Source organism: Halorubrum sp. FL23 (genome assembly GCF_052439115.2).
In the GTDB taxonomy this organism is placed as follows: Archaea; Halobacteriota; Halobacteria; order Halobacteriales; family Haloferacaceae; genus Halorubrum; species Halorubrum persicum.
In genome coordinates, this window is sequence record NZ_JBQVRO020000002.1 from 167,621 (window position 1) to 185,186 (window position 17,566).

The window sequence follows — 17,566 nt, forward strand, 5'->3', positions numbered from 1 at the left end:
GACACATAAGTTCACGGTGCGTGACGGAGCGCGTCGGACGTTCCCCCCGGTAACACCGCCTTGCGAGAACGTCCACCGACTCACGACACCGTGAGGGGCGCCGGTCCAGTTCGCGATCACGCGACCCGGATCAGCACCGCGGACACCCCGACGAGCGCGACGTGGAACGCGGCGTGTGCCGCCATGGCGGTTTCGAGCGACCGCCGCCAGAACAGCCAGCCGAGCGCGATCCCCGCGAGCGCGTTCAGGAGCACGGTGCGGACGATCAGGGCGGGCGCGGACCCGACCGTCGAGACGAGCACAGGCAGATGCCCGACGCCGAACGCGATTGCACTGACGACAATGGCGATCCACATCGTCGTCTCCCCCGGCGCCGCCGAGGGCTCGCCGATCCTGTTCCGAACCCACCAGACGACGAACGCGGCCGGGGCCATAACGCCCCAGCGGAGGAGTATCTCCTCCGTCACCCCGCCGTAGAGCAGTCGCATCGGGACCGACGCGTAGAGGTCGCTCAGCGCCCCGCTCCCGGCCGACAGCTCCCCGAGAGACGCCCGGGTGAACTGCGCGAACGCGGCGTCCAGCACGGCGATGACGGCGAAGAGAACGACGCCCGCGACCGCCGCGAGCGGGAGCGACTTTCGGAAGGCCCCCCAGTCGGGATCGCCGCCGGTCGCCCACGAGAACACGTGCGAGTCGAGGCCGAGCCGCGGAGCGGTCAGCGTTCCCACTCCGGTGAACACCGCCAACAGCAGCAGCGAATTGACCGACGCGATCGCCACGAGCGCCGCGTATGGCAGCGACGCGAGTTCGGGGGTCTCGCGGAGCGACGGCACCGAGTACGTCGCGAGGGCGAGCACGCCGAGCGTGCCGAACGCGAACAGCGCCCCCGCGCCGCGGACGAGGGCCCGGCGATCGGGAATGTCGGCCATCGGAAGCATCCATCGCCGCCGGTCGACATATACCTGCTGGCGAGAGCGGCAGGGGCGGGCGAGCGGACACCCGCCGAAACGCAAGAAAACGCCTATCTTTCCGGCCGTCGCAGCGTCGGTATGCCCCGTTCGTTGAGCTGTTACCGCTGCGGAGAGCGCTACGACGACGACCGCGTCCGATGTGCCTGCGGTGAGCCGCTCTGGATCGACGCGCGGCCGACGGCGTTCTCGTGGGACGACTGTCGAAGCTGGGACGGAATGTGGCGGTACGAGGCGCTGTTGCCGATCGATCGCCCCGAGGGCGTCTCGCGGGCCGCGGGCGGCACGCCCCTCGTTCGGAGCCCCGGGCTCGACGAGGTCGCCGGCGCTCGGGTGTTCGTCAAGGACGAGGGCGAGAGCCCGACCGGCGCGTACAAGGACCGCGGGAGCGCGGTGGCGGTTCCTCACACGATCGCGACCGGCGACGACGTCGTGGGGACGGTTTCGTACGGCAACATGGCGATCAGCACCGCCGCGCACGCGACGAGCCTCGACCGGGAGTGCGTCGTGTTCGTCCCGGCGGACATCCCGGCGGGTCGGCTGGAGCACATCGCTCGGTACGAGCCGACCGTCGTGCAGGTCGACGGCGACTACGGGGAGCTGTACGGCGACGCGCTCGACCTGTCCGAGCGGCTCCCGATCGACGTCCTCGTGAGCGACGCGCCGACCCGCATCAGCGGGTACAAGACCGCGCTGTTCGAGATCTGCGAATCGTTCGCCCCGGAGATGCCCGACGTGATCGCGCTGCCGGCGAGCTCCGGCGGGTTCGCCTCGGGCGTCTGGCTCGGTATCCGGGACCTCGAACGCGCGGGGCTGATCGACGAGTCGCCCCGGCTGTGTCTCGTCCAGACCGCCGCCAGCGACCCGCTGACCCGGGCGTTCGAGGCGGGCGCGACGGATCCGACGCCGCTGTCGCCCGACGAGACCGGCGAGACGATCGCTCACTCGATCGGGAATCCGAACCCGCCGAGCGGCGCTCGTGCGCTCGCCGCAGTTCGCGACACGGACGGCGCCGTCGTCTCCGTCACCGACGACGAGATACGCACCGCGACGCGCCAGTTCGCGGTTGACGGTGGCTTCTGCGTCGAGCCGTCGTCCGCGACGACGCTCGCGGGCGTGTCGCGTCTCGCGGACCGGGGCGAGATCGACGCCGACGAGTCCGTCGTCCTCGTCCCGACCGGAACGGGGTTCAAGGAGTCGGGGGCCGGCGGGACCGACGTCTCGACCGAAAAGGTCCACCGGGACGATCTCGCGGACCGACTCGCGTCGATGCTCCCGGCGTAGGGCGGGGAACACCGACCGTATCTCCCGGCGGTACCACTCCTCTTGGTGGTCGTCGCGAAAAGGTCCGGGTGCGAGAATCGAACCCGCGTCTCAGCCTCCACAAGGCTGAAGGATAGTCCACTACCCTAACCCGGACACGCGTCGATATCTATCCCGCTTTGATAAATAACCGTTACGACTCCCGGACGGGCGTGTGACGCGGTGCCGTCCGGTGAGCGGCGTCGGGCGCCGGCGCGTCGACTGCCACCGCGACCACGTCGCTTTTACTCCCAGCCGGCGTATTCGCGGGTAACCGTGGCGTTCACCAACAAGATCTACGTGAAGAACCACCGGCAGCTCGCCTCCCAGCTGGAGACGAACATCCCGAAGGGAGCGTTCGCCGGCGCGACGCTGGACATGCTGTTCACCGGCGACGGGCTCTCGAAGCTCGACTCGACGACGCGGGACCGGATCTTGGACTTCGCGGAGGATTTCCTCGACTGCGACTGTCAGGCGAACCCCTACTGCGGCTGTCCGGAGGAGAAGTTCATGCGGTACGTGTTGGAGCTCCGCGCGGAGGGGCTCGGGCCGCAGGCGATCGTGGACGTGATGAGCGACGACTACATGGTGTACGCCTACACCGGCGACGTGCTCTCGTTCCTCGACGACTCGGTGCGGCAGCTGGAGGCGCTCGAGACCCTCGCCGACGTCGAGGGGAACGAGGAGATGTCGGACCGGGCCCGCCGCGCGAAGCGGGAACTGTCGGGGTAAGGGCGGGCCGTCGCTGTCTCCTCGATCGCTGTTCTCCGGTCACCGCGTTCCCGTCCGCGTGGAGCCTCCGAACGGTCTAAGTGCGCTCAAACCCGAACTCGACCAATGAGTCTTCGGCCCGCGTGGTTGACCTTCAGGCGATACGCGGCGACGACGACCGGGATGACGCTGGTGTTGTTCGCGCTCGGCGTGTACACCGCGGCGACCGGCTCAGGGCTAGCGTGTCAGGCCCAGTGGCCGCTCTGCTCCGATCAGTTCATCCCCACGCTCACTATCAACCCGGACTTCATCGAGTGGTTCCACCGCGTGTGGGCGATGGTCACCGGGTTCCTCATCATCGGCGTCGCCGGCTGGTCGTGGTTCGGCGGTCGGGACCGTCGAACCCGGCTGGCGGCGACGCTCGCGGTCGCGATCCTCCCGCTGCAGATCACGGTCGGCGCGCTCACCGTCACCCTCGGCGGACTCGTTCCCGGCGGCTACACGGTGTCGACGCACGCGGCGCACCTGATCGTCGCGCTGGGGATCTTCACGCTACTCGGGCTGGCGACCATCTGGGGCGGCGGCCGCGGCTCCCCCCGGCTGCTCAGGGCCGCGGTCGCGGTCGCCGCGGTCGGGATCGTCGCCAGCGCGGTGTTCTCGCGGGCGGTCCCCTTCGTCACCTACTCGCCGGGCGCGCAGGCGGGGTTTTACGTGACCGGGCTCGCCGGCCACCTCGGGCTCGTCGCGACCGTCGCGTACGCCACGGAGGCCGTCCGCAGCGGCTACCCGGGGCTCGACCGGTCGACCGCGAAGACGGTCCGCCTGCTCGCCGCCGTGTCGATGGCCGCGCTGGTCGGGACCCTGCTCCTCGGCCGGGACCTGGTGTTGTACACCGCGTTCTGGCAGCAGCTCAACCTCGTCGCCCTCGGCGTCGCGGCCGCCCTCGCGCTCGGCGCCGCGTGGGCGGTCAGAGACGTCGGGTCGGAGGGGGCGACGACCGGTCCCGTCCGCGGCGACTGAGGCGCGGAGCGATCGGGTGAGAATCCCGCTTGAGCGCGTGCAACGGCGCGTCCGGGCACGAATCACGCGCCCAAGGAGGAAAGGTTAAAAACGATTCCCGTTCTCCCACCGGTATGTCATACCGCGCGGAGACGGACATGAGCCGTCGCACGTACCTGAAGCTGACCGGCGGGGCCAGCGCCGTCGGACTCACCGGCGTCGCCGGCTGCCTCGGCGACGACAGCACCACGATCACTCCGGGTACGGCGCCCGGCTTCCCGCCGTTCGAGATGCAGCAGGACGGCGAGCTGGTCGGATTCGACATCGACCTGCTGGAGGCCGTCGTCGGAGAGACCGACTACGAGCTGGGCGAGTGGGCCACCTTCGAGTTCGACTCGCTCATCCCCGCGCTCACCCAGAACGAGGAGATCGACGTGATCGCCGCCGCGATGACGATCACCGAGGACCGGCAGGAGACGATCGCCTTCTCCGACCCCTACTGGGAGTCGGATCAGGCGATCCTCGTGCGCGAGGGCGGCGACTTCCAGCCGTCGGCGTGGGAGGACTTCGAGGGCGTCCCCGTGGGCGCGCAGTCCGGGACGACCGGCGCCGACCAGGTGTCGGCGAATCTCATCGATCCGGGCATCATCGCCGAGGGCGACTACTCCTCGTACGACAGCTACGTGTTCGCGGTCGAGGACCTCGCGAACGAGAACGTGGACGCCGTCGTCATCGACCTCCCGGTCGCGGAGACGTTCGCGGCCAACCGCGACGTGGCGGTCGCGTTCGTCGAGGAGACCGGCGAGCGGTTCGGCTTCGGTATCCGGCAGGGCGAGTCGGAGTTCCAGTCGGCGCTGAACGACGGGCTCGCGACCGTCCGCGACGACGGGACGTACAGCGAGATCACGAACAACTGGTTCGGGCAGGAGTAGGATGTCGGACCCGGGGACGCTCGCGCTCGCGGCGATCGCCAGCGTCGCGGCCGATCTCCCGGCGGGAGAGGCGCTCGCGGCGCTCGCGTTCATCGGCGAGGCCGCGGACTGGGAGTTCGTCGTCAGCAACGCCGACTACCTCGGTGTCGGCGCCCTGTTGACGATCGGGATCACGTTCGCGTCGATCCTCCTCGGTTTCGTCGTCGGGTTCCCCGCCGGTGCGGTCGAGGTGTACAGTGACGGACTCCTCGAACGGGCCGTCAGCATTGTCGGCATCGTGCTTCGCGGGACGCCGATCGTCGTGATCCTCATCGTGATGTACTTCGTCGTCGGCGTTCCGCAGATCAACCTGGGCGTCGTCTCGATCTCCTCGGCGATGACGGCGGGGATACTGGGACTCGGCCTGCGCAGCGCCGCGTACCAGTCGCAGATCTTCCGGGCGACCCTCTCGAGCGTCGACGACGGCCAACTCGAGGCCGGGCGCTCGATCGGCCTGTCCCGGTTCGAGGCGGTCCGGTACGTCGTCGTGCCGCAGGCCCTGCGCCGGTCGATCCCGGGCTTTCAAAACGAGTTCACGATCGTGTTGAAGGACACGAGCATCGTGTTCGCAATCGGGCTCGCGGAGCTGCTCACTCGGGGGTACGACCTGTTCTCGGAGCAGACGACCGCAGTGCTCGAAGTCATCCTCTTCATCAGTGCAATCTACTTCGTCCTCACGTTCACGACGAACCGCGCGCTCGATTACCTCGGCGACCACTACGCGATCCCGGAGGGTGAGTCGGCGTGAGTGACGACGACTTCCTCCGCGTGACGGACGTCTCGAAGTGGTACGGCGACGAGCAGGTGCTCAACGAGGTCTCCTTCGAGATGAACCGGGGCGACGTGACCGTCCTGATCGGGCCGTCCGGTTCCGGGAAATCGACCATGCTGCGCTGTGTCAACCGGCTCGCGGAGGCGCAGGAGGGATCGATCCGACTGGACGGCGAAGAGGTGCTCTCGCCCGACCTCGACGTCAACGCCCTCCGCCGCGAAGTCGGGATGGTGTTCCAGGGGTTCAACCTGTTCGCGCACCTCACCGCGGTCGGTAACGTCGCGCTCGGCCCGCGCCGCGTGCTCGGGCTCTCGGAGGCGGAGGCCCGCGACCGCGCCGAGGCCCAACTGGAGCGCGTCGGGCTCGGCGAGCAGTTCGACTCCTACCCCGCGGAGCTCTCCGGGGGCCAACAGCAGCGGGTCGGCATCGCCCGCGCGCTGGCGATGCAGCCGAAGCTGATGCTGTTCGACGAGCCGACGAGCGCGCTCGATCCGGAGCTCATCGGCGAGGTGTTGGAGGTGATGCACGGGCTCGTCGACGAGGGGATGACGATGCTCGTGGTCACCCACGAGATGAGCTTCGCCCGGGAGGTGGCCGACGAGATCGTGTTCTTGGACGACGGCCACGTGATCGAGCGCGGACCGCCGGAACAGCTCTTCGAGAACCCCGAGGAGGACCGGACCGGCCGGTTCCTCGAACGGATCGCGAGCCACGACTGATGGCGAGCGCGACGAGACCCGCGACGGTCCGGGAACGCGTGGCCGACTCCGACCGCTCGGTCGGCCGGCTCCTCCTCCTCTCCGTCGGCGCGCTGTTCTGGAGCTGGCTCGTCGTCAGCTGGGTCAACCGGTGGCTCGGCGGCGTCCTCGTTCCGGTCGGCCAGCCGCTCCTCCCGCCGGGCGCGGTCGAGGCGACCGTGGCGGCGGTCCCCGGACTCGCCGCGTACGCCGCCGACGCCGCCTTCGTTGTCGAGCTCACGCCGGAACTGGCGCGGGGAACGTGGCTCACGGTCGTGATAACGGCCGTGAGCCTCGTGTTCGGCTTCTTCATCGCCGTGCCGCTGGCGGTGTCCCGCGTGTACGGGCGGTTCTCGGCGTGGCTCTCGCTCGCGTACACCGAGCTGTTGCGCGGGACGCCCCTCCTCGCGCAGCTGTTCGTGCTCTACTACGGGCTCAACCTCGCGAGCTACGTGCCCGGCGCGTTTTCCGGCGTCTTCGTTCGCGACGTGGTCTGGGTGGCGATCCTCGGCTTCACGCTCAACGGGGCGGCCTATCAGGCCGAGTACATCCGAGGCGCCTTAGAGAGCGTCGAGGAGGGGCAGATCACCGCCGGCCGCGCGATCGGGCTCTCGAAGCTGGAGACGATATACCACGTCGTGCTCCCGCAGGGGCTCCGGTACGCGATCCCGTCGTGGACGAACGAGTTCGTCTACCTGATCAAGTACTCGTCGCTCGCGGCCTTCATCACCGTCCCCGAACTGTACTACCGGGCCGACCAGGTCGCCTCCGAGACGTTCCGGTACACGCTCATCTTCGTCGTGACCGGGGTGACGTACCTCGCCTTGGTCCTCACCGCGTCGAAGCTGATGGAGCGCGTCGAAGAGCGCGTCGCGATCCCCGGACTCGGCGTCGAGCGCGAGGAGTGAGGCGCTACCCGTCGAACTCCGTGACGACCTCGACGCCGCGCGCGTCGTACTCGTTCATCCCGGCGAGCCGCGCCGAGACCTCGGAGAGGGCGAGCTCGTCGCTCACCAGCGCGGCGGGATCCACGTCGGTCGCCTCGACCAGCGCGAACAGGTCGTCGTAGCTGGTGGGGGACATGCCGCGCGAGCCGACGAACGACACCTCCCAGCGGGTCATCCAGTCGGTCGGGAGCGACACCTCGCCGCGTTCGGCGTCGGTGGTCAGCCCGACCTGCACGTGGGTCCCCCGCGGCCGCACCGACCGAACCGAGTTGCGGCACGTCTCGGCGATCCCCAGCGCGTCGACCGACACGTCGGCGCCGCCGTCGGTGAGGGACCTGACGCGCTCGGGGACGGGTTCGCTCTCCTCACCGCCGAGCGTGCTCGGGTTCACGGTCTCGTCGGCGCCCACGTCGCGGGCGAGCGAGAGGGCGCCGTCGTCGACGTCGACGGCGACGATCCGCGCGCCGAGCGCGTCGCCCAGCTGGATCGCCGAGAGCCCGACGCCGCCGCAGCCGTGGACGGCCAGCCACTCGCCGCCGTCGAGCCCGGCTCGGTCCGCGAGGGCGTGGTAGGCCGTCATATACCGGCAGCCGAGCGCGGCCGCCGCGGTCGCGTCGAGCCACGGCGGGCGCTCGACGAGGTTGTAGTCGGCGTCCGGGACGGCGACGCGCTCGGCGAACGCTCCGGGGGCGTCGGGCTCGAACCCGAGCGCCCGCCCGTCGTCGCAGACGTTCCCGTGCCCCCGCCGGCAGCGCGGACAGGTCCCGTCACCGAGCGAGAAGGGGACGACGACGCGGTCGCCCGGCGCAAACCGATCCACCGCGTCGCCGACGGCGACCACCTCGCCGGCGGGCTCGTGGCCGAGCACCTGTCCGCGGGGGACTCGGTCGTCGGCCCACTCGCCGTGCCCCGCCCACGCGTGCCAGTCGCTCCGACAGACCCCGCAGGCCGCCACGCGGACCACGGCGCCGTCGGGGCCGGGCTCCGGCTCGGGGATGTCGCGGATGGCCAGCGGTTCGCCGTATTCGCGAAGGATCGCCGCGCGCATACCGGGACCACGATCCCACGGTGATTAAAACCGATCTCCCGGTCAGCCCGCCGTCAGACACGTGATCCGAACATGATACGAATTAGGTAGATGTTAGATCCAACGGTTGTTTTCAGGCATAAAACGATGTACCAACGTCTCTGAGGCACGAATGATGTTAGCATCGTGTCAACACGACCCCCAAAATAACTGATATTTGAGAAAGGTTTATTATTCTACAGATGAGTGGACCACGTGTGACGGACCCAATGGAGCGTCGGCCGGGGGTCGCGTATCGGCGACCGGACGGCGACCCGACCCGACTCGTCGTCGAGGCCGCCGGCGAGTCGTATCTGAACCCGGAGGCGCTGCCGCGGTCCGACTGGCTCCGGGTCGTCGCGTCCGACGACAGGGGCCGGCTCCGCGACGCGCTCGACGAGGGCGCGGTCGACGTGACGTACCGGATCACGGCGAGCGACGAGTGCGAGTGGGTCCACGAGCGCGGCGCGCGTGACGAAACCGGCGACGTGGTGGGTTATCTCTTCCCGGCCGACGAGCGGGTCCAGCGGCGCAAACAGCTCGAACAGCAGCGGGAGCGGTTAGAGGAGTTCGCCAGCGTGGTCTCTCACGACCTGCGAAACCCGCTGTCCGTCGCGGTCGGGAACATCGAACTCGCCGGCGACGCCGACGGCGAGGCGGTCCGCGAGCGGTTGGACCGCGCCCACGACGCGCTCGATTACATGGACAGCCTCATCTCGGACCTCCTCGCGCTCGCCCGCGAGGGGGAGTCGGTCGAGGAGACCGCGACGACCGACCTCCGGTGTGTCGTGGATCGGGCGTGGAAGACGATCGACGCCCCGTCGGACGCCGCCCTCACGGTCGACGAACCGCTGCCGTGGATCGAGTGCGACCAGAGCCGGCTCCGTCAGGCGTTAGAGAACGTGTTCCGGAACGCGATCGAACACGGGGCAGAGGACGGATCCCCGATCCAGGTGTTCGTGGGAGGGTTGTCGGACGGCTTCTACGTCGCCGACGACGGGACGGGGATCGACCCGTCGGAGCGCGACACCGTCTTCGATCCCGGCCACTCGGCCGACAAAGACGGGACCGGATTCGGGCTCTCCATCGTCGAGCGCATCGCGGAGGCCCACGGCTGGGAGGTGGCAGTGGCCGAGAGTCGGACGGGGGGCGCCCGGTTCGAGTTTACCGATGTCGATCTCACCGATCCCGAGGAGAGCGGCGCACCCGACGCCGCGCCGGACAGGCGGGTCGCGCCCCGCTCCGACGGGGCCGGTTCGGAGACCGGATCCGGGACGCCGCCGGACGAGTGACCGTCGCGCCGACCGCACGGGCGCCCCCGAGCGCGCGCTCTCGCTAGACGAAGTCGCTCAGTCCCGCCTGTCCGTCGTCATCGTCGGCAGCGTCATCGCCGCTGTCACCGCTGTCGCCGTTTTCACCGCTTTCGCCGCCACCGCCGCCAGGTTGATCGCCGGTCGTCGCCCCGTCGTGGCCGGCGGCAGCGCCCGAGTCGTCGTCCGCTGGAGCACTCTGGTCCGCCGGGCGGCGGCCGCCGGCGAAGGCGCCCTCGGCGTGGTCCTCCATCCGATCCTCGCGCAGCGCCTGCGCGTCCTCGACGATCGACGCCACCTTGTTCGTCGACTCGCCGGAGCCGGTGACGAAGGCGACGCCAGCCTCGTCGAGGTCGTACGCGGCCGCCATCGCGACCGTCAGTTCGCGGGGCTTGCAGTGGTGGGTGACCGCCTGCAGAAACGGGAGCACCTCGCGGCGCGCGGTCGCGACGCTACACCCGCTCTCTGCCGCGATCTGTCCGACCACTTCATCCGCGGTCGCGTCGGAGGAACTCCAGAACTGCGGGCGACCGTAGCGCGTCCACCCGCCCTTCGTCCCGTCGCGCGCGGCGGCGACGCCCGCCGCCGCGTTGTCGGTGGCGTACCGCCAGTAGGTGTAGTTCTGGGTGGCCCGAACGCGGCCCAGCCACACGTCGGCGTTCGCGAGGAAGTCGTACGCGCGGACCGCCTCCATCGGGTCGTACACGTCGAGGACGTTGTTCTCGATCCACTTCGTCAGGTCGTCCGGCGTCTCGTCGACGGCGTACGCCGACTGGAGCGCCTCCTCCGCCGACTCCTCCTTGAGGACCGCGTCGAGGAACGGGAACAGCCCGAGCGCCTTGTCCCGGTCGCCGGTGACAACGTCGTCGACCGTGATCGAACCGCGCCCCTCCGTGGCCGCCTGCAGGTCGTTCACCGCGCCCCGGAGGTCGCCGCGGTTCCGCTCGGCGATCCGTTCGAGCGCGTCCGACTCGAACTCGATCCCCTCCTTCCGGCACACGTCGCGGAGGACGGGGACGATGGAGCGCGCGGAGACGTCGCGGAACTCGATCTCCTGCGTGGCGTTGCGGAGCCCGCGCGCCATGTCGTAGTAGTCGTTGGCGATGAGGACGATGGGCTGGCCCGACTCCTTGACCAGCTTCGTGATCGCGGAGGCCCCCCCGCGGTCGTAGTTGCCGTGGATGTTGTCGGCCTCGTCGAGGATGACGAGCTGCCGGGAGGCGGTGTCGCCGCCCGCCGCGCCGCCGCCCGCCGCGCTCCCGCCGAGGGTGGCGTTGCGCGCGGCCCGTCCCGCGAACCGCTCGATGACGTCGGCGGTGCGCTGGTCGGAGGCGTTCAGTTCGACGGTTTCCCACCCCATGTCGTTCGCGAGGGCGTGCGCCGCGCTCGTCTTCCCGACGCCCGGGCTCCCGTGGAGGACGACGGCCTCGCGGTGGTCGTCCCACGAGCGCGCCCAGTCCGCGAACGCGTCGCGGGCCTTGTCGTTGCCGCGGACCTCCGAGAGCATGCTCGGGCGGTACTTCTCCGTCCAATCGGCCATTACCGAGGCAAGGAGCGAGCCGCGTTTAGTGGTTGCGGAGCGGCGCCCGCGGCGGCCGTCCGGCTCCCCCGCCTGCGTCCGCGCCTCGGTGTGAAGCCGCTACTCGGTCGCGATGCCCGCGCCGTCGTCGAGCGCCGGACGGCCGACCGCGCGGTCGAACGAAAGCGGGCCGGACCCGAGCGTGAAGACGGCCGACGCCATCCCGAACAGCGCGACGTGAGCGAGAACCGGGTCGTCCGGGAGGCCGAACAGCGTCGTCGTGAACAACACGAACGAGAGCGCGGCCGCGCCGCGGGTGAAGAACCCGGCGATGAGCGCCACCCCCACCGCGATTTCGGTCACGCCGGCGCCGACGACCCACAGCCCCGGGTCGACGGGGACGACCGACGTGAGGTCGTACTTCTCGACGACGAGCAGCGCCCGTCCGGGGTCGGCGAGCTTCTCGATGAGGCCGAGGTAGACGAACGTGACCCCCATTCCGACGCGGAGGACGGTCGGGACGTACCGGCGCAGCGGGGCCGTCGACGCGTCGAGGAACGACTTCAGGTGGTGGACGGGGTCGATCCGACCGTAGTACGACCCCGGTGTGCTCGCGACCGCCAGCAGCATGTCGTCGGCGCTCGGGCGCCCCCCGCCGAGGATCACGAGCGCGGTCAACACCGGGACGTACTCCATCGCGATGACGGCGGCGGCGTCGACCGTGAGGAGGACCCACGCGTACGTCAGCAGGCCGACCGCCGCAGCGATCCGCGTCGCGAGCCCGAAGAGGACGAAGAAGCCGAGCCCGATGAACAACACCCGCAGGAACGGGCTTGCTCCGGTGTCGAACGCGAGCGTCGGGGCGAAGAGGTACCCCTGGAACCCGGCGCCGACGAGCGGGAGGCCGATGGCGAGCCGCAGCATCCACGGGACGAGGTCGCCGTAGCCGGCGAGCTTCTCGCGGAGGACGACCACGTCGGTGATCGTCGGCCGCACCCAGAGATACACGGCGATCCCGGCGACCGCGGCGAGCCCGCCACCTGCGAACACCGCGGCGTTCAGCGGGTCCGACAACACGTCTGCGGTGAACGTCGCCGCGTCGATCGGGTCCCCCGCGTCTTCGGTGACGTAGTCCACGTGGGCCGCGACCGGTCGCGCGACCAGCGTCGCGATCAGGGCGAACGCGGCGACGGCGACCGGCCGAGAGCGGACGGACATGGCCCCCCTACGGGCCGAACGCACCTAACGGTGTTTCCTCATGGACGTTCGGGAGCGACCCTGAAAGCCCCGATCCCGTCCGCACCTGGCGGCTCACGATCGGGGATCCAACGACGGACAGTACGCCCGCGTCGTCTCGTCACTCAGATCCGCAGTACCAGCGACGAAGCTAGCCGGGGTCGACGGGACCGACGCCCCCGTACAGGTACGGCGAGAAGCTCGAGGCGATCGCGGCCGACACCGGGGAACAGTTCGGGTTCGGCCCCGGCGCGCCGCGGGCTGCGCTCGGCCGAGATCCGCGATGTCGCGCCGCAGCACGTCCATCTCGTCGACGCGCCCGCTCGGGCGCTGGCCCTAAAACGCGCACGGGGGGCTCGCCGACCGGGAAGATGCGCGCGGCTCTGACCACGCGGTTGCGGACCTCTCTGTACCACCGGTACGCTTTTTCGAGCACACGTCGAACCGCGGAGCGTGACGAGGCCAGACATTGACGACCTGGCGGCGGTCGCCCGCGGGGCCGTCCTCGCGGGCGGGGCAGAACTCCACGAGCGGTACCAGGACGGCGACGACGAGGCCACCTACGGCGCCCATGACGTGAAGGCCGCGGCCGACGAGGCGGCCGAGGCGCGGATGCTCCCGATTGTTCAGCATGCGTTTCCCGACCACGCCGTGTTCGCCGAAGAGGCCGGCGAGTTCGCCGGCAGCGAGCCGTACCGCTGGATCATCGACCCGCTGGACGGGACCAACAACTTCGCCGCGGGACTGCCGACGTTCGCCTCCTCGGCCGCGGTCCTCCGAGACGGCGAGCCGTTGGTCGCGGCAGTCCACCAGCCCGCGACCGGCGAGACCTATGTCGCCCGCCGCGGCGACGGCGTCCGGTACGGGGGCGAACCGACGACCGCCGAGAACGACGTGGAGATAGCGGCCGCCACCGTCGCCACGATCGTCGGGCGGGACGTGCCGCGCGATCCCGACCTCACGAGGCGGGCCAAGTCGATCCGGACGTCGCTGGAGGAGCAAGTCAAGCGGGTGGTCTCCAGCTGGTCGCCGACCGTTCACTCCGGGCTGTTCGCTCGGGGACGCGTTCAGGGGCTCGTGCAATTCCACCCGGACGAGGAAGAACAGGCGGTCACGGAGCTGTTCGCGTCGGCGGCCGGTGGCGTGACCCGCCGAGAGGGACCGCTGTACGTTGCGGCCGTCGACGAGCCGACGCTGGCGGCGCTGTGGGAGGCGGCCCGTCCTGACTCGTGAGGAGGGGCTCGCTTCCGGTGGCGCTCTCACGGCTCACACGACGGAAGAAACCACGCCCGAGACAGGATGGGATCGGTCGTGTTCGTCGCCGGAACCGCCGCCGAGGCGGGTCATAGCGCGCACCCCCGAACGCGGTTTGCGGGCGTTAGATGGCGCTGAGACTGCTGATAATGAGGAGCAGTCAGAATTTGTATGGGACCGCTGAGAGTCGAACTCAGGTCATACGGACCCCATCCGCATAGGATACCACTACCCCACGGTCCCTGTCTGCATCAGAAAAAACGAGAGTCCGGTAATTAAGGACTTCGTTTCACTCCGCGCTCGTCGGTCGCGACCGCCTCAGACGAGGACGCGTTCCAGCGAGACGACGACGCCCGACTCGGCGTCCGGATCGCCGACCAGTCGCCCGAGACAGACCGCGGCGCCGTCGGGCGTGTGACAGGCGACGAGCGGGGGTTCGTCTGCGTCGGCGGCGTCGTCGCTCTCCTCGCGTTCCGATATCGGGTCCGCGTCGATGACGCCGGGGGCGTAGACGGGCGCGCCGGTGGCCACGTTGCGCGCGGCGGAGGGCGCGATCGTCACCGACGGGAGGTGGACCAGCGCGTCCTCGGCGGGGCGGACGACCTCGCGGAGGAGCGCGTCGTCGCCCGCCTCGGCCCACGCGAGCCCGTCGACGAGGTCCTGTAAGGGGTGCAGATCGCGGTCGTCGAACGGGTCGGTGGCAGTCCGGCGGAGATGGCCCATATGCGCGCCGACGCCCGTCGCGAGGCCGATGTCGTGACACAGCTTCCGGACGTACGTCCCGGACTCACACCGGATCCGGAGCAGGGCCTGTCGGTCGTCCACCTCCAACACGTCGAGGTCGTGGACGGTGCGGGTGCGGAGCCGACGCGTCACCGCGCTCTTGCGCGGCGGCTTCTGGTAGATCTCCGCCTCGAACTCGGCGACCACGTCGCGGAAGTCCGCCGGCGGCGGTCCGTGCAGCTCCAGCACCGAGACGTACTCCTTGCTCCCCTCCAAGAAGACCTGCGCGGCTCGGGTGGCGTCGCCGGTCAGCGTCGGGAGACAGCCCGTGACCTTGGGGTCGAGCGTCCCGGCGTGCGCGACCCCCTCGATCGGGGCGCCGTCGGGGTCCAGCGCGGCGAGCGTCTCGTTGATCGCGTCGCGCACCCACGCGGAGAGCTGGTGGGAGGAGGGCCCGGCCGGCTTGTCGACGTTGACGACGCCGAACCGGAGCAGTTCCGGGACCGACCGCTCGTCCGGCGGCGATCGGAGGAGGTCGTCGGCACCGCGCTCGGCGGTGCCGTCGTCGGGGTCGGTGTCGCTGGAGTCGGCGTCGTCGGAATCGGCGTCGTCGGGGTGTCGGGTCATGCGGGGATGGTGAGTGGAGCAGTTAGAAGTCGTAGCTCACGTCCTCGATCGGCGCTTTCCCCTCGTCGCTCACGGGGTCGTACGCGTCGATGGTCGCGGCGAGGACGTCGATGAACGCCTCCGGGCCCCACCGGGCGGTATTGTACGCGGCGTCGTAGATCGAGAGGTCGTCGATATCGATGTCGTAGTACTCGCGGTATCGCTTCTTCTCCGAGGCCTCGCGGCGCTCGGTCTCCGCCTTCGCGCGGTCGACGGGTTTCCCCTCGCGCTCGGCGATGCGTTCGGCGCGGATCGACACGGGGGCGTCGAACCAGAACCGGAAGTCGGCGTGGTCCGCGGAGAGCCACCCGGCGAGCCGGGACTCCAACACGAGGTCGTCGCGGCCCGTGGCGATCTCGTGAAGCCGGTGGTCCAGGTCCCGATCGATCTGCGGATCCTCCTCCGCGAACTCGTTGAACTCGACGGGCGTCATACCGTGTTCGGCCGCCATCTCCCGGAAGATGTCGCCGCCGGAGACGTGATCGAGGCCGAGCCGATCGGCGAGCCCCGCGGCGTTCGTGCTCTTCCCGCTTCCCGGCGGGCCGGAGACGGTGATCAACATATCGCTACTGCGCGGGTGTCGTTCAAAACGGTTGTCGTTCGGCCCGCGGAAGGGGCGCGGAGCGCCACCGAACGGCGGAACGACCCTACTGGGTCCGCGTCGCCGCGGTCATCGACCAGACCGCGACCGCGCCGAGCAGGAGGGCCGGGACGAGCGGTAAGGCGAGATACGTCGCGAAAAACGAGAAGCCGAGCGCTCCCGCCGCGTACGGGTACACGTAGATGATGCCGGGGATGACGAGGACGCAGGTGAAAAGCACCGCCGTCAGCACCCAGCCCTTTCGGCCGAACCCGTCGGCCTCGGGTTCGGACGCGCCGGCGCCCCCGCTGACGTCGTCCCCGTCTCCGCCGACCTCGTCGGGCACGTGGACGTATCCGCCGTCCGGGCTCTCTCCCGCGTCGCCGTCGGCTTCAGAGCTCACTATCTGGTTTAACGACCACTTTGCCAAAGCCCTCACGGTTCTCGATCATCTCGTGTGCGCGGGCGGCCTCGCTCATCGGGAGCGTCTTGCGGACGTGCGGTTCGAACGTGCCGTCCCAGACGAGTTCCAAGACGTCGTCGACTTCGCCGGGGGTCGCCATCGTCGAGCCGATCACGGACAGCTGGTTCCAGAAGATGCGGTTGAGCCCGGCGTCGGGGTTCGGGCCGGTCGTCGCGCCGCAGGTGACGAGGCGGCCGCCGTTCGCCATCGACTTCAGCGAGTCGGGATAGGTCGCCTCGCCGACGTGGTCGACGACGACGTCGACGCCGCGCCGCCCGGTCAGCTCGGCGATCTCCTCCGCGAAGTCGTTCGTCTCGTAGTCGATGACGTGGTCGGCGCCGCACGCCTCGGCGTGCGAGAGCTTCTCCTCGGAGGAGGCGGTCGCGAACACCTCACAGCCGGCGTGGTCCGCGATCTGTACCGCGGCGTGGCCGACGCCCCCGGAGGCGCCGAGGACGAGCACTTTCTCGCCGGCCTCGATGTCGGCGCGCGTCTGGAGCATCCGCCACGCGGTCTGGAAGACGAGCGAGGCGGAGCCCGCGACCTCCCAATCGACGCCCGAGGGGACCGGGACGAGGTTCTCCGCGGGCACGGCCGCGAGCTCGGCGTGGACGCCCCGAACGTGCTCGCCGATGATGTGGAAGGACGGGCACAGCGACTCCTCGCCGTGCCGGCAGAACTCGCACTCGCCACAGGAGACGCCGGCGCTCACGGCGACGCGGTCGCCGGGCTCGAAGCGCGTCACGTCCTCCCCGACGGCGTCGACGACGCCGGCCGCGTCGCTGCCGGGGATGTGGGGCATCTCCAGGTCGATGCCGGGCATCCCGCGCCGCGTCCAGATGTCGAGGTGGTTCAGCGCACCGGCCTTGACGTCGACGAGGACTTCGCCGCGGTCGGGCTCGGGGTCGGGGAACTCGCCGTACTCGATCACGTCGCGGTCGCCGTGGGTGTCGAACTGGACGGCCTTCATACGGGGATCCACCCTCGGCACCTACTAAACAGTACGCCAAACGGCTCCCACTGCTCGTTCCCGCAGATGCGGGCCGACGCCGCTCGGAAGACACGCGCCGCGGATAGCCGCCGAGAGCCCGTGTGAACGGGGCACAGCCCCCGCGACTTTCGTGATGTTTAAGTACTGAAGGCCGGACGGTACAGATGCACGAACTGCAGGGGCGTCGGGTCCCGAGTCCGAGAGGGCGATGTTACGACGCGAGTTGCGGTAGCCAAGCCTGGCCCAAGGCGCAGGGTTGCTAACTCTGTGGCGTCACTGCCTCCGGGGTTCGAATCCCCGCCGCAACGCTCGAACGGACCGAGCACCGCCGGATTCGCGCCGGTAGGGCTC

At 69.9% G+C, this 17,566-nt stretch carries 17 protein-coding genes and 3 tRNA genes; 10 read left to right on the plus strand and 10 right to left on the minus strand.

Annotation, left to right across the window (positions count from 1 at the left end; genetic code table 11):
- Positions 1 to 116: 116 nt before the first annotated feature.
- Positions 117 to 929 (minus strand): CPBP family glutamic-type intramembrane protease, encoded by an 813-nt coding sequence (locus tag ACT4MF_RS02920; RefSeq protein ID WP_444681689.1) that lies wholly within the window; start codon positions 927 to 929, stop codon positions 117 to 119.
- Positions 930 to 1,049: 120 nt separating this feature from the next.
- Between ACT4MF_RS02920 and ACT4MF_RS02925 the strand changes: the two genes are divergently transcribed.
- The gene (locus ACT4MF_RS02925) at positions 1,050 to 2,252 is read left to right on the plus strand and encodes a threonine synthase (RefSeq protein WP_444681690.1); all 1,203 of its coding nucleotides are present in this window, start codon (positions 1,050 to 1,052) and stop codon (positions 2,250 to 2,252) included.
- 62 nt (positions 2,253 to 2,314) lie between these two features.
- Here ACT4MF_RS02925 and ACT4MF_RS02930 read toward each other — a convergent pair.
- Positions 2,315 to 2,387: transfer RNA gene (locus tag ACT4MF_RS02930), tRNA-His, on the minus strand.
- Positions 2,388 to 2,546: 159 nt separating this feature from the next.
- Between ACT4MF_RS02930 and ACT4MF_RS02935 the strand changes: the two genes are divergently transcribed.
- The 6 genes from ACT4MF_RS02935 (at position 2,547) to ACT4MF_RS02960 (ending at position 7,368) form a co-directional block, all read left to right on the plus strand.
- The gene (locus ACT4MF_RS02935) at positions 2,547 to 3,002 is read left to right on the plus strand and encodes a DUF5814 domain-containing protein (RefSeq protein ID WP_444681691.1); all 456 of its coding nucleotides are present in this window, start codon (positions 2,547 to 2,549) and stop codon (positions 3,000 to 3,002) included.
- A gap of 105 nt (positions 3,003 to 3,107) precedes the next feature.
- Entirely contained in the window at positions 3,108 to 4,001 is an 894-nt protein-coding gene (locus ACT4MF_RS02940; RefSeq protein WP_444681692.1) for a COX15/CtaA family protein, read from the plus strand.
- Between the two features lie 113 nt (positions 4,002 to 4,114).
- Positions 4,115 to 4,912, plus strand: a complete 798-nt coding sequence (locus tag ACT4MF_RS02945) for a basic amino acid ABC transporter substrate-binding protein (protein WP_444681693.1) — start codon at positions 4,115 to 4,117, stop codon at positions 4,910 to 4,912.
- A 1-nt stretch (position 4,913) separates the two neighbouring features.
- On the plus strand, positions 4,914 to 5,699 hold the full coding sequence (locus ACT4MF_RS02950) for an amino acid ABC transporter permease (RefSeq protein ID WP_444681694.1): 786 nt from the start codon (positions 4,914 to 4,916) through the stop codon (positions 5,697 to 5,699).
- A complete protein-coding gene (locus tag ACT4MF_RS02955) occupies positions 5,696 to 6,442 on the plus strand; it encodes an amino acid ABC transporter ATP-binding protein (protein ID WP_099255441.1) in 747 nt (248 codons plus the stop codon). Before ACT4MF_RS02950 ends, ACT4MF_RS02955 begins: the two co-directional genes overlap by 4 nt.
- On the plus strand, positions 6,442 to 7,368 hold the full coding sequence (locus tag ACT4MF_RS02960) for an amino acid ABC transporter permease (protein ID WP_444681695.1): 927 nt from the start codon (positions 6,442 to 6,444) through the stop codon (positions 7,366 to 7,368). The genes ACT4MF_RS02955 and ACT4MF_RS02960 overlap by 1 nt, the downstream gene beginning before the upstream one ends.
- Before the next feature lie 4 nt (positions 7,369 to 7,372).
- Here the strand turns inward: ACT4MF_RS02960 and ACT4MF_RS02965 are convergent, their stop codons facing one another.
- A complete protein-coding gene (locus tag ACT4MF_RS02965) occupies positions 7,373 to 8,455 on the minus strand; it encodes a zinc-dependent alcohol dehydrogenase family protein (protein ID WP_099255443.1) in 1,083 nt (360 codons plus the stop codon).
- Positions 8,456 to 8,703: 248 nt separating this feature from the next.
- Between ACT4MF_RS02965 and ACT4MF_RS02970 the strand changes: the two genes are divergently transcribed.
- A complete protein-coding gene (locus ACT4MF_RS02970; protein ID WP_444681826.1) occupies positions 8,704 to 9,765 on the plus strand; it encodes a sensor histidine kinase in 1,062 nt (353 codons plus the stop codon).
- A 43-nt stretch (positions 9,766 to 9,808) separates the two neighbouring features.
- Here the strand turns inward: ACT4MF_RS02970 and ACT4MF_RS02975 are convergent, their stop codons facing one another.
- Together ACT4MF_RS02975 and ACT4MF_RS02980 are read right to left on the minus strand one after the other, a co-directional pair.
- Positions 9,809 to 11,323 carry a replication factor C large subunit gene (locus ACT4MF_RS02975; RefSeq protein ID WP_444681696.1) on the minus strand — a complete coding sequence of 505 codons (1,515 nt, stop codon included), beginning with the start codon at positions 11,321 to 11,323 and terminating at the stop codon, positions 9,809 to 9,811.
- 99 nt (positions 11,324 to 11,422) lie between these two features.
- Positions 11,423 to 12,520, minus strand: a complete 1,098-nt coding sequence (locus ACT4MF_RS02980) for a DoxX family protein (RefSeq protein WP_444681697.1) — start codon at positions 12,518 to 12,520, stop codon at positions 11,423 to 11,425.
- A 471-nt stretch (positions 12,521 to 12,991) separates the two neighbouring features.
- On the opposite strand from ACT4MF_RS02980, the gene ACT4MF_RS02985 reads away from it, so the two are divergent.
- On the plus strand, positions 12,992 to 13,771 hold the full coding sequence (locus ACT4MF_RS02985) for an inositol monophosphatase family protein (RefSeq protein ID WP_444681698.1): 780 nt from the start codon (positions 12,992 to 12,994) through the stop codon (positions 13,769 to 13,771).
- A gap of 193 nt (positions 13,772 to 13,964) precedes the next feature.
- Here the strand turns inward: ACT4MF_RS02985 and ACT4MF_RS02990 are convergent.
- From ACT4MF_RS02990 to ACT4MF_RS03010, 5 genes are all read right to left on the minus strand, one after another.
- Positions 13,965 to 14,035, minus strand: a tRNA-Pro gene (locus ACT4MF_RS02990).
- Between the two features lie 75 nt (positions 14,036 to 14,110).
- Positions 14,111 to 15,142 (minus strand): RNA-guided pseudouridylation complex pseudouridine synthase subunit Cbf5, encoded by a 1,032-nt coding sequence (locus ACT4MF_RS02995; RefSeq protein ID WP_444681699.1) that lies wholly within the window; start codon positions 15,140 to 15,142, stop codon positions 14,111 to 14,113.
- 22 nt (positions 15,143 to 15,164) lie between these two features.
- Positions 15,165 to 15,743, minus strand: a complete 579-nt coding sequence (gene cmk / locus ACT4MF_RS03000) for a (d)CMP kinase (RefSeq protein ID WP_099255449.1) — start codon at positions 15,741 to 15,743, stop codon at positions 15,165 to 15,167.
- 85 nt (positions 15,744 to 15,828) lie between these two features.
- A complete protein-coding gene (locus tag ACT4MF_RS03005) occupies positions 15,829 to 16,164 on the minus strand; it encodes a DUF7977 family protein (RefSeq protein WP_099255450.1) in 336 nt (111 codons plus the stop codon).
- Positions 16,154 to 17,194, minus strand: a complete 1,041-nt coding sequence (locus ACT4MF_RS03010; RefSeq protein ID WP_444681700.1) for a zinc-binding dehydrogenase — start codon at positions 17,192 to 17,194, stop codon at positions 16,154 to 16,156. Before ACT4MF_RS03010 ends, ACT4MF_RS03005 begins: the two co-directional genes overlap by 11 nt.
- A 243-nt stretch (positions 17,195 to 17,437) precedes the next feature.
- Between ACT4MF_RS03010 and ACT4MF_RS03015 the strand changes: the two genes are divergently transcribed.
- Positions 17,438 to 17,523, plus strand: a tRNA-Ser gene (locus ACT4MF_RS03015).
- Positions 17,524 to 17,566 lie beyond the last annotated feature (43 nt).

Bases quoted from the DNA above. Each gene is read 5' to 3' on its own strand.
- ACT4MF_RS02920 (WP_444681689.1), bottom strand. From the start codon at position 929: ATGGCCGACATTCCCGATCGCCGGGCCCTCGTCCGCGGCGCGGGGGCG.
- ACT4MF_RS02925 (WP_444681690.1), top strand. From the start codon at position 1,050: ATGCCCCGTTCGTTGAGCTGTTACCGCTGCGGAGAGCGCTACGACGAC.
- ACT4MF_RS02940 (WP_444681692.1), top strand. From the start codon at position 3,108: ATGAGTCTTCGGCCCGCGTGGTTGACCTTCAGGCGATACGCGGCGACG.
- ACT4MF_RS02945 (WP_444681693.1), top strand. From the start codon at position 4,115: ATGTCATACCGCGCGGAGACGGACATGAGCCGTCGCACGTACCTGAAG.
- ACT4MF_RS02950 (WP_444681694.1), top strand. From the start codon at position 4,914: ATGTCGGACCCGGGGACGCTCGCGCTCGCGGCGATCGCCAGCGTCGCG.
- ACT4MF_RS02960 (WP_444681695.1), top strand. From the start codon at position 6,442: ATGGCGAGCGCGACGAGACCCGCGACGGTCCGGGAACGCGTGGCCGAC.
- ACT4MF_RS02965 (WP_099255443.1), bottom strand. From the start codon at position 8,455: ATGCGCGCGGCGATCCTTCGCGAATACGGCGAACCGCTGGCCATCCGC.
- ACT4MF_RS02970 (WP_444681826.1), top strand. From the start codon at position 8,704: ATGGAGCGTCGGCCGGGGGTCGCGTATCGGCGACCGGACGGCGACCCG.
- ACT4MF_RS02975 (WP_444681696.1), bottom strand. From the start codon at position 11,323: ATGGCCGATTGGACGGAGAAGTACCGCCCGAGCATGCTCTCGGAGGTC.
- ACT4MF_RS02980 (WP_444681697.1), bottom strand. From the start codon at position 12,520: ATGTCCGTCCGCTCTCGGCCGGTCGCCGTCGCCGCGTTCGCCCTGATC.
- ACT4MF_RS02995 (WP_444681699.1), bottom strand. From the start codon at position 15,142: ATGACCCGACACCCCGACGACGCCGATTCCGACGACGCCGACTCCAGC.
- cmk (WP_099255449.1), bottom strand. From the start codon at position 15,743: ATGTTGATCACCGTCTCCGGCCCGCCGGGAAGCGGGAAGAGCACGAAC.
- ACT4MF_RS03010 (WP_444681700.1), bottom strand. From the start codon at position 17,194: ATGAAGGCCGTCCAGTTCGACACCCACGGCGACCGCGACGTGATCGAG.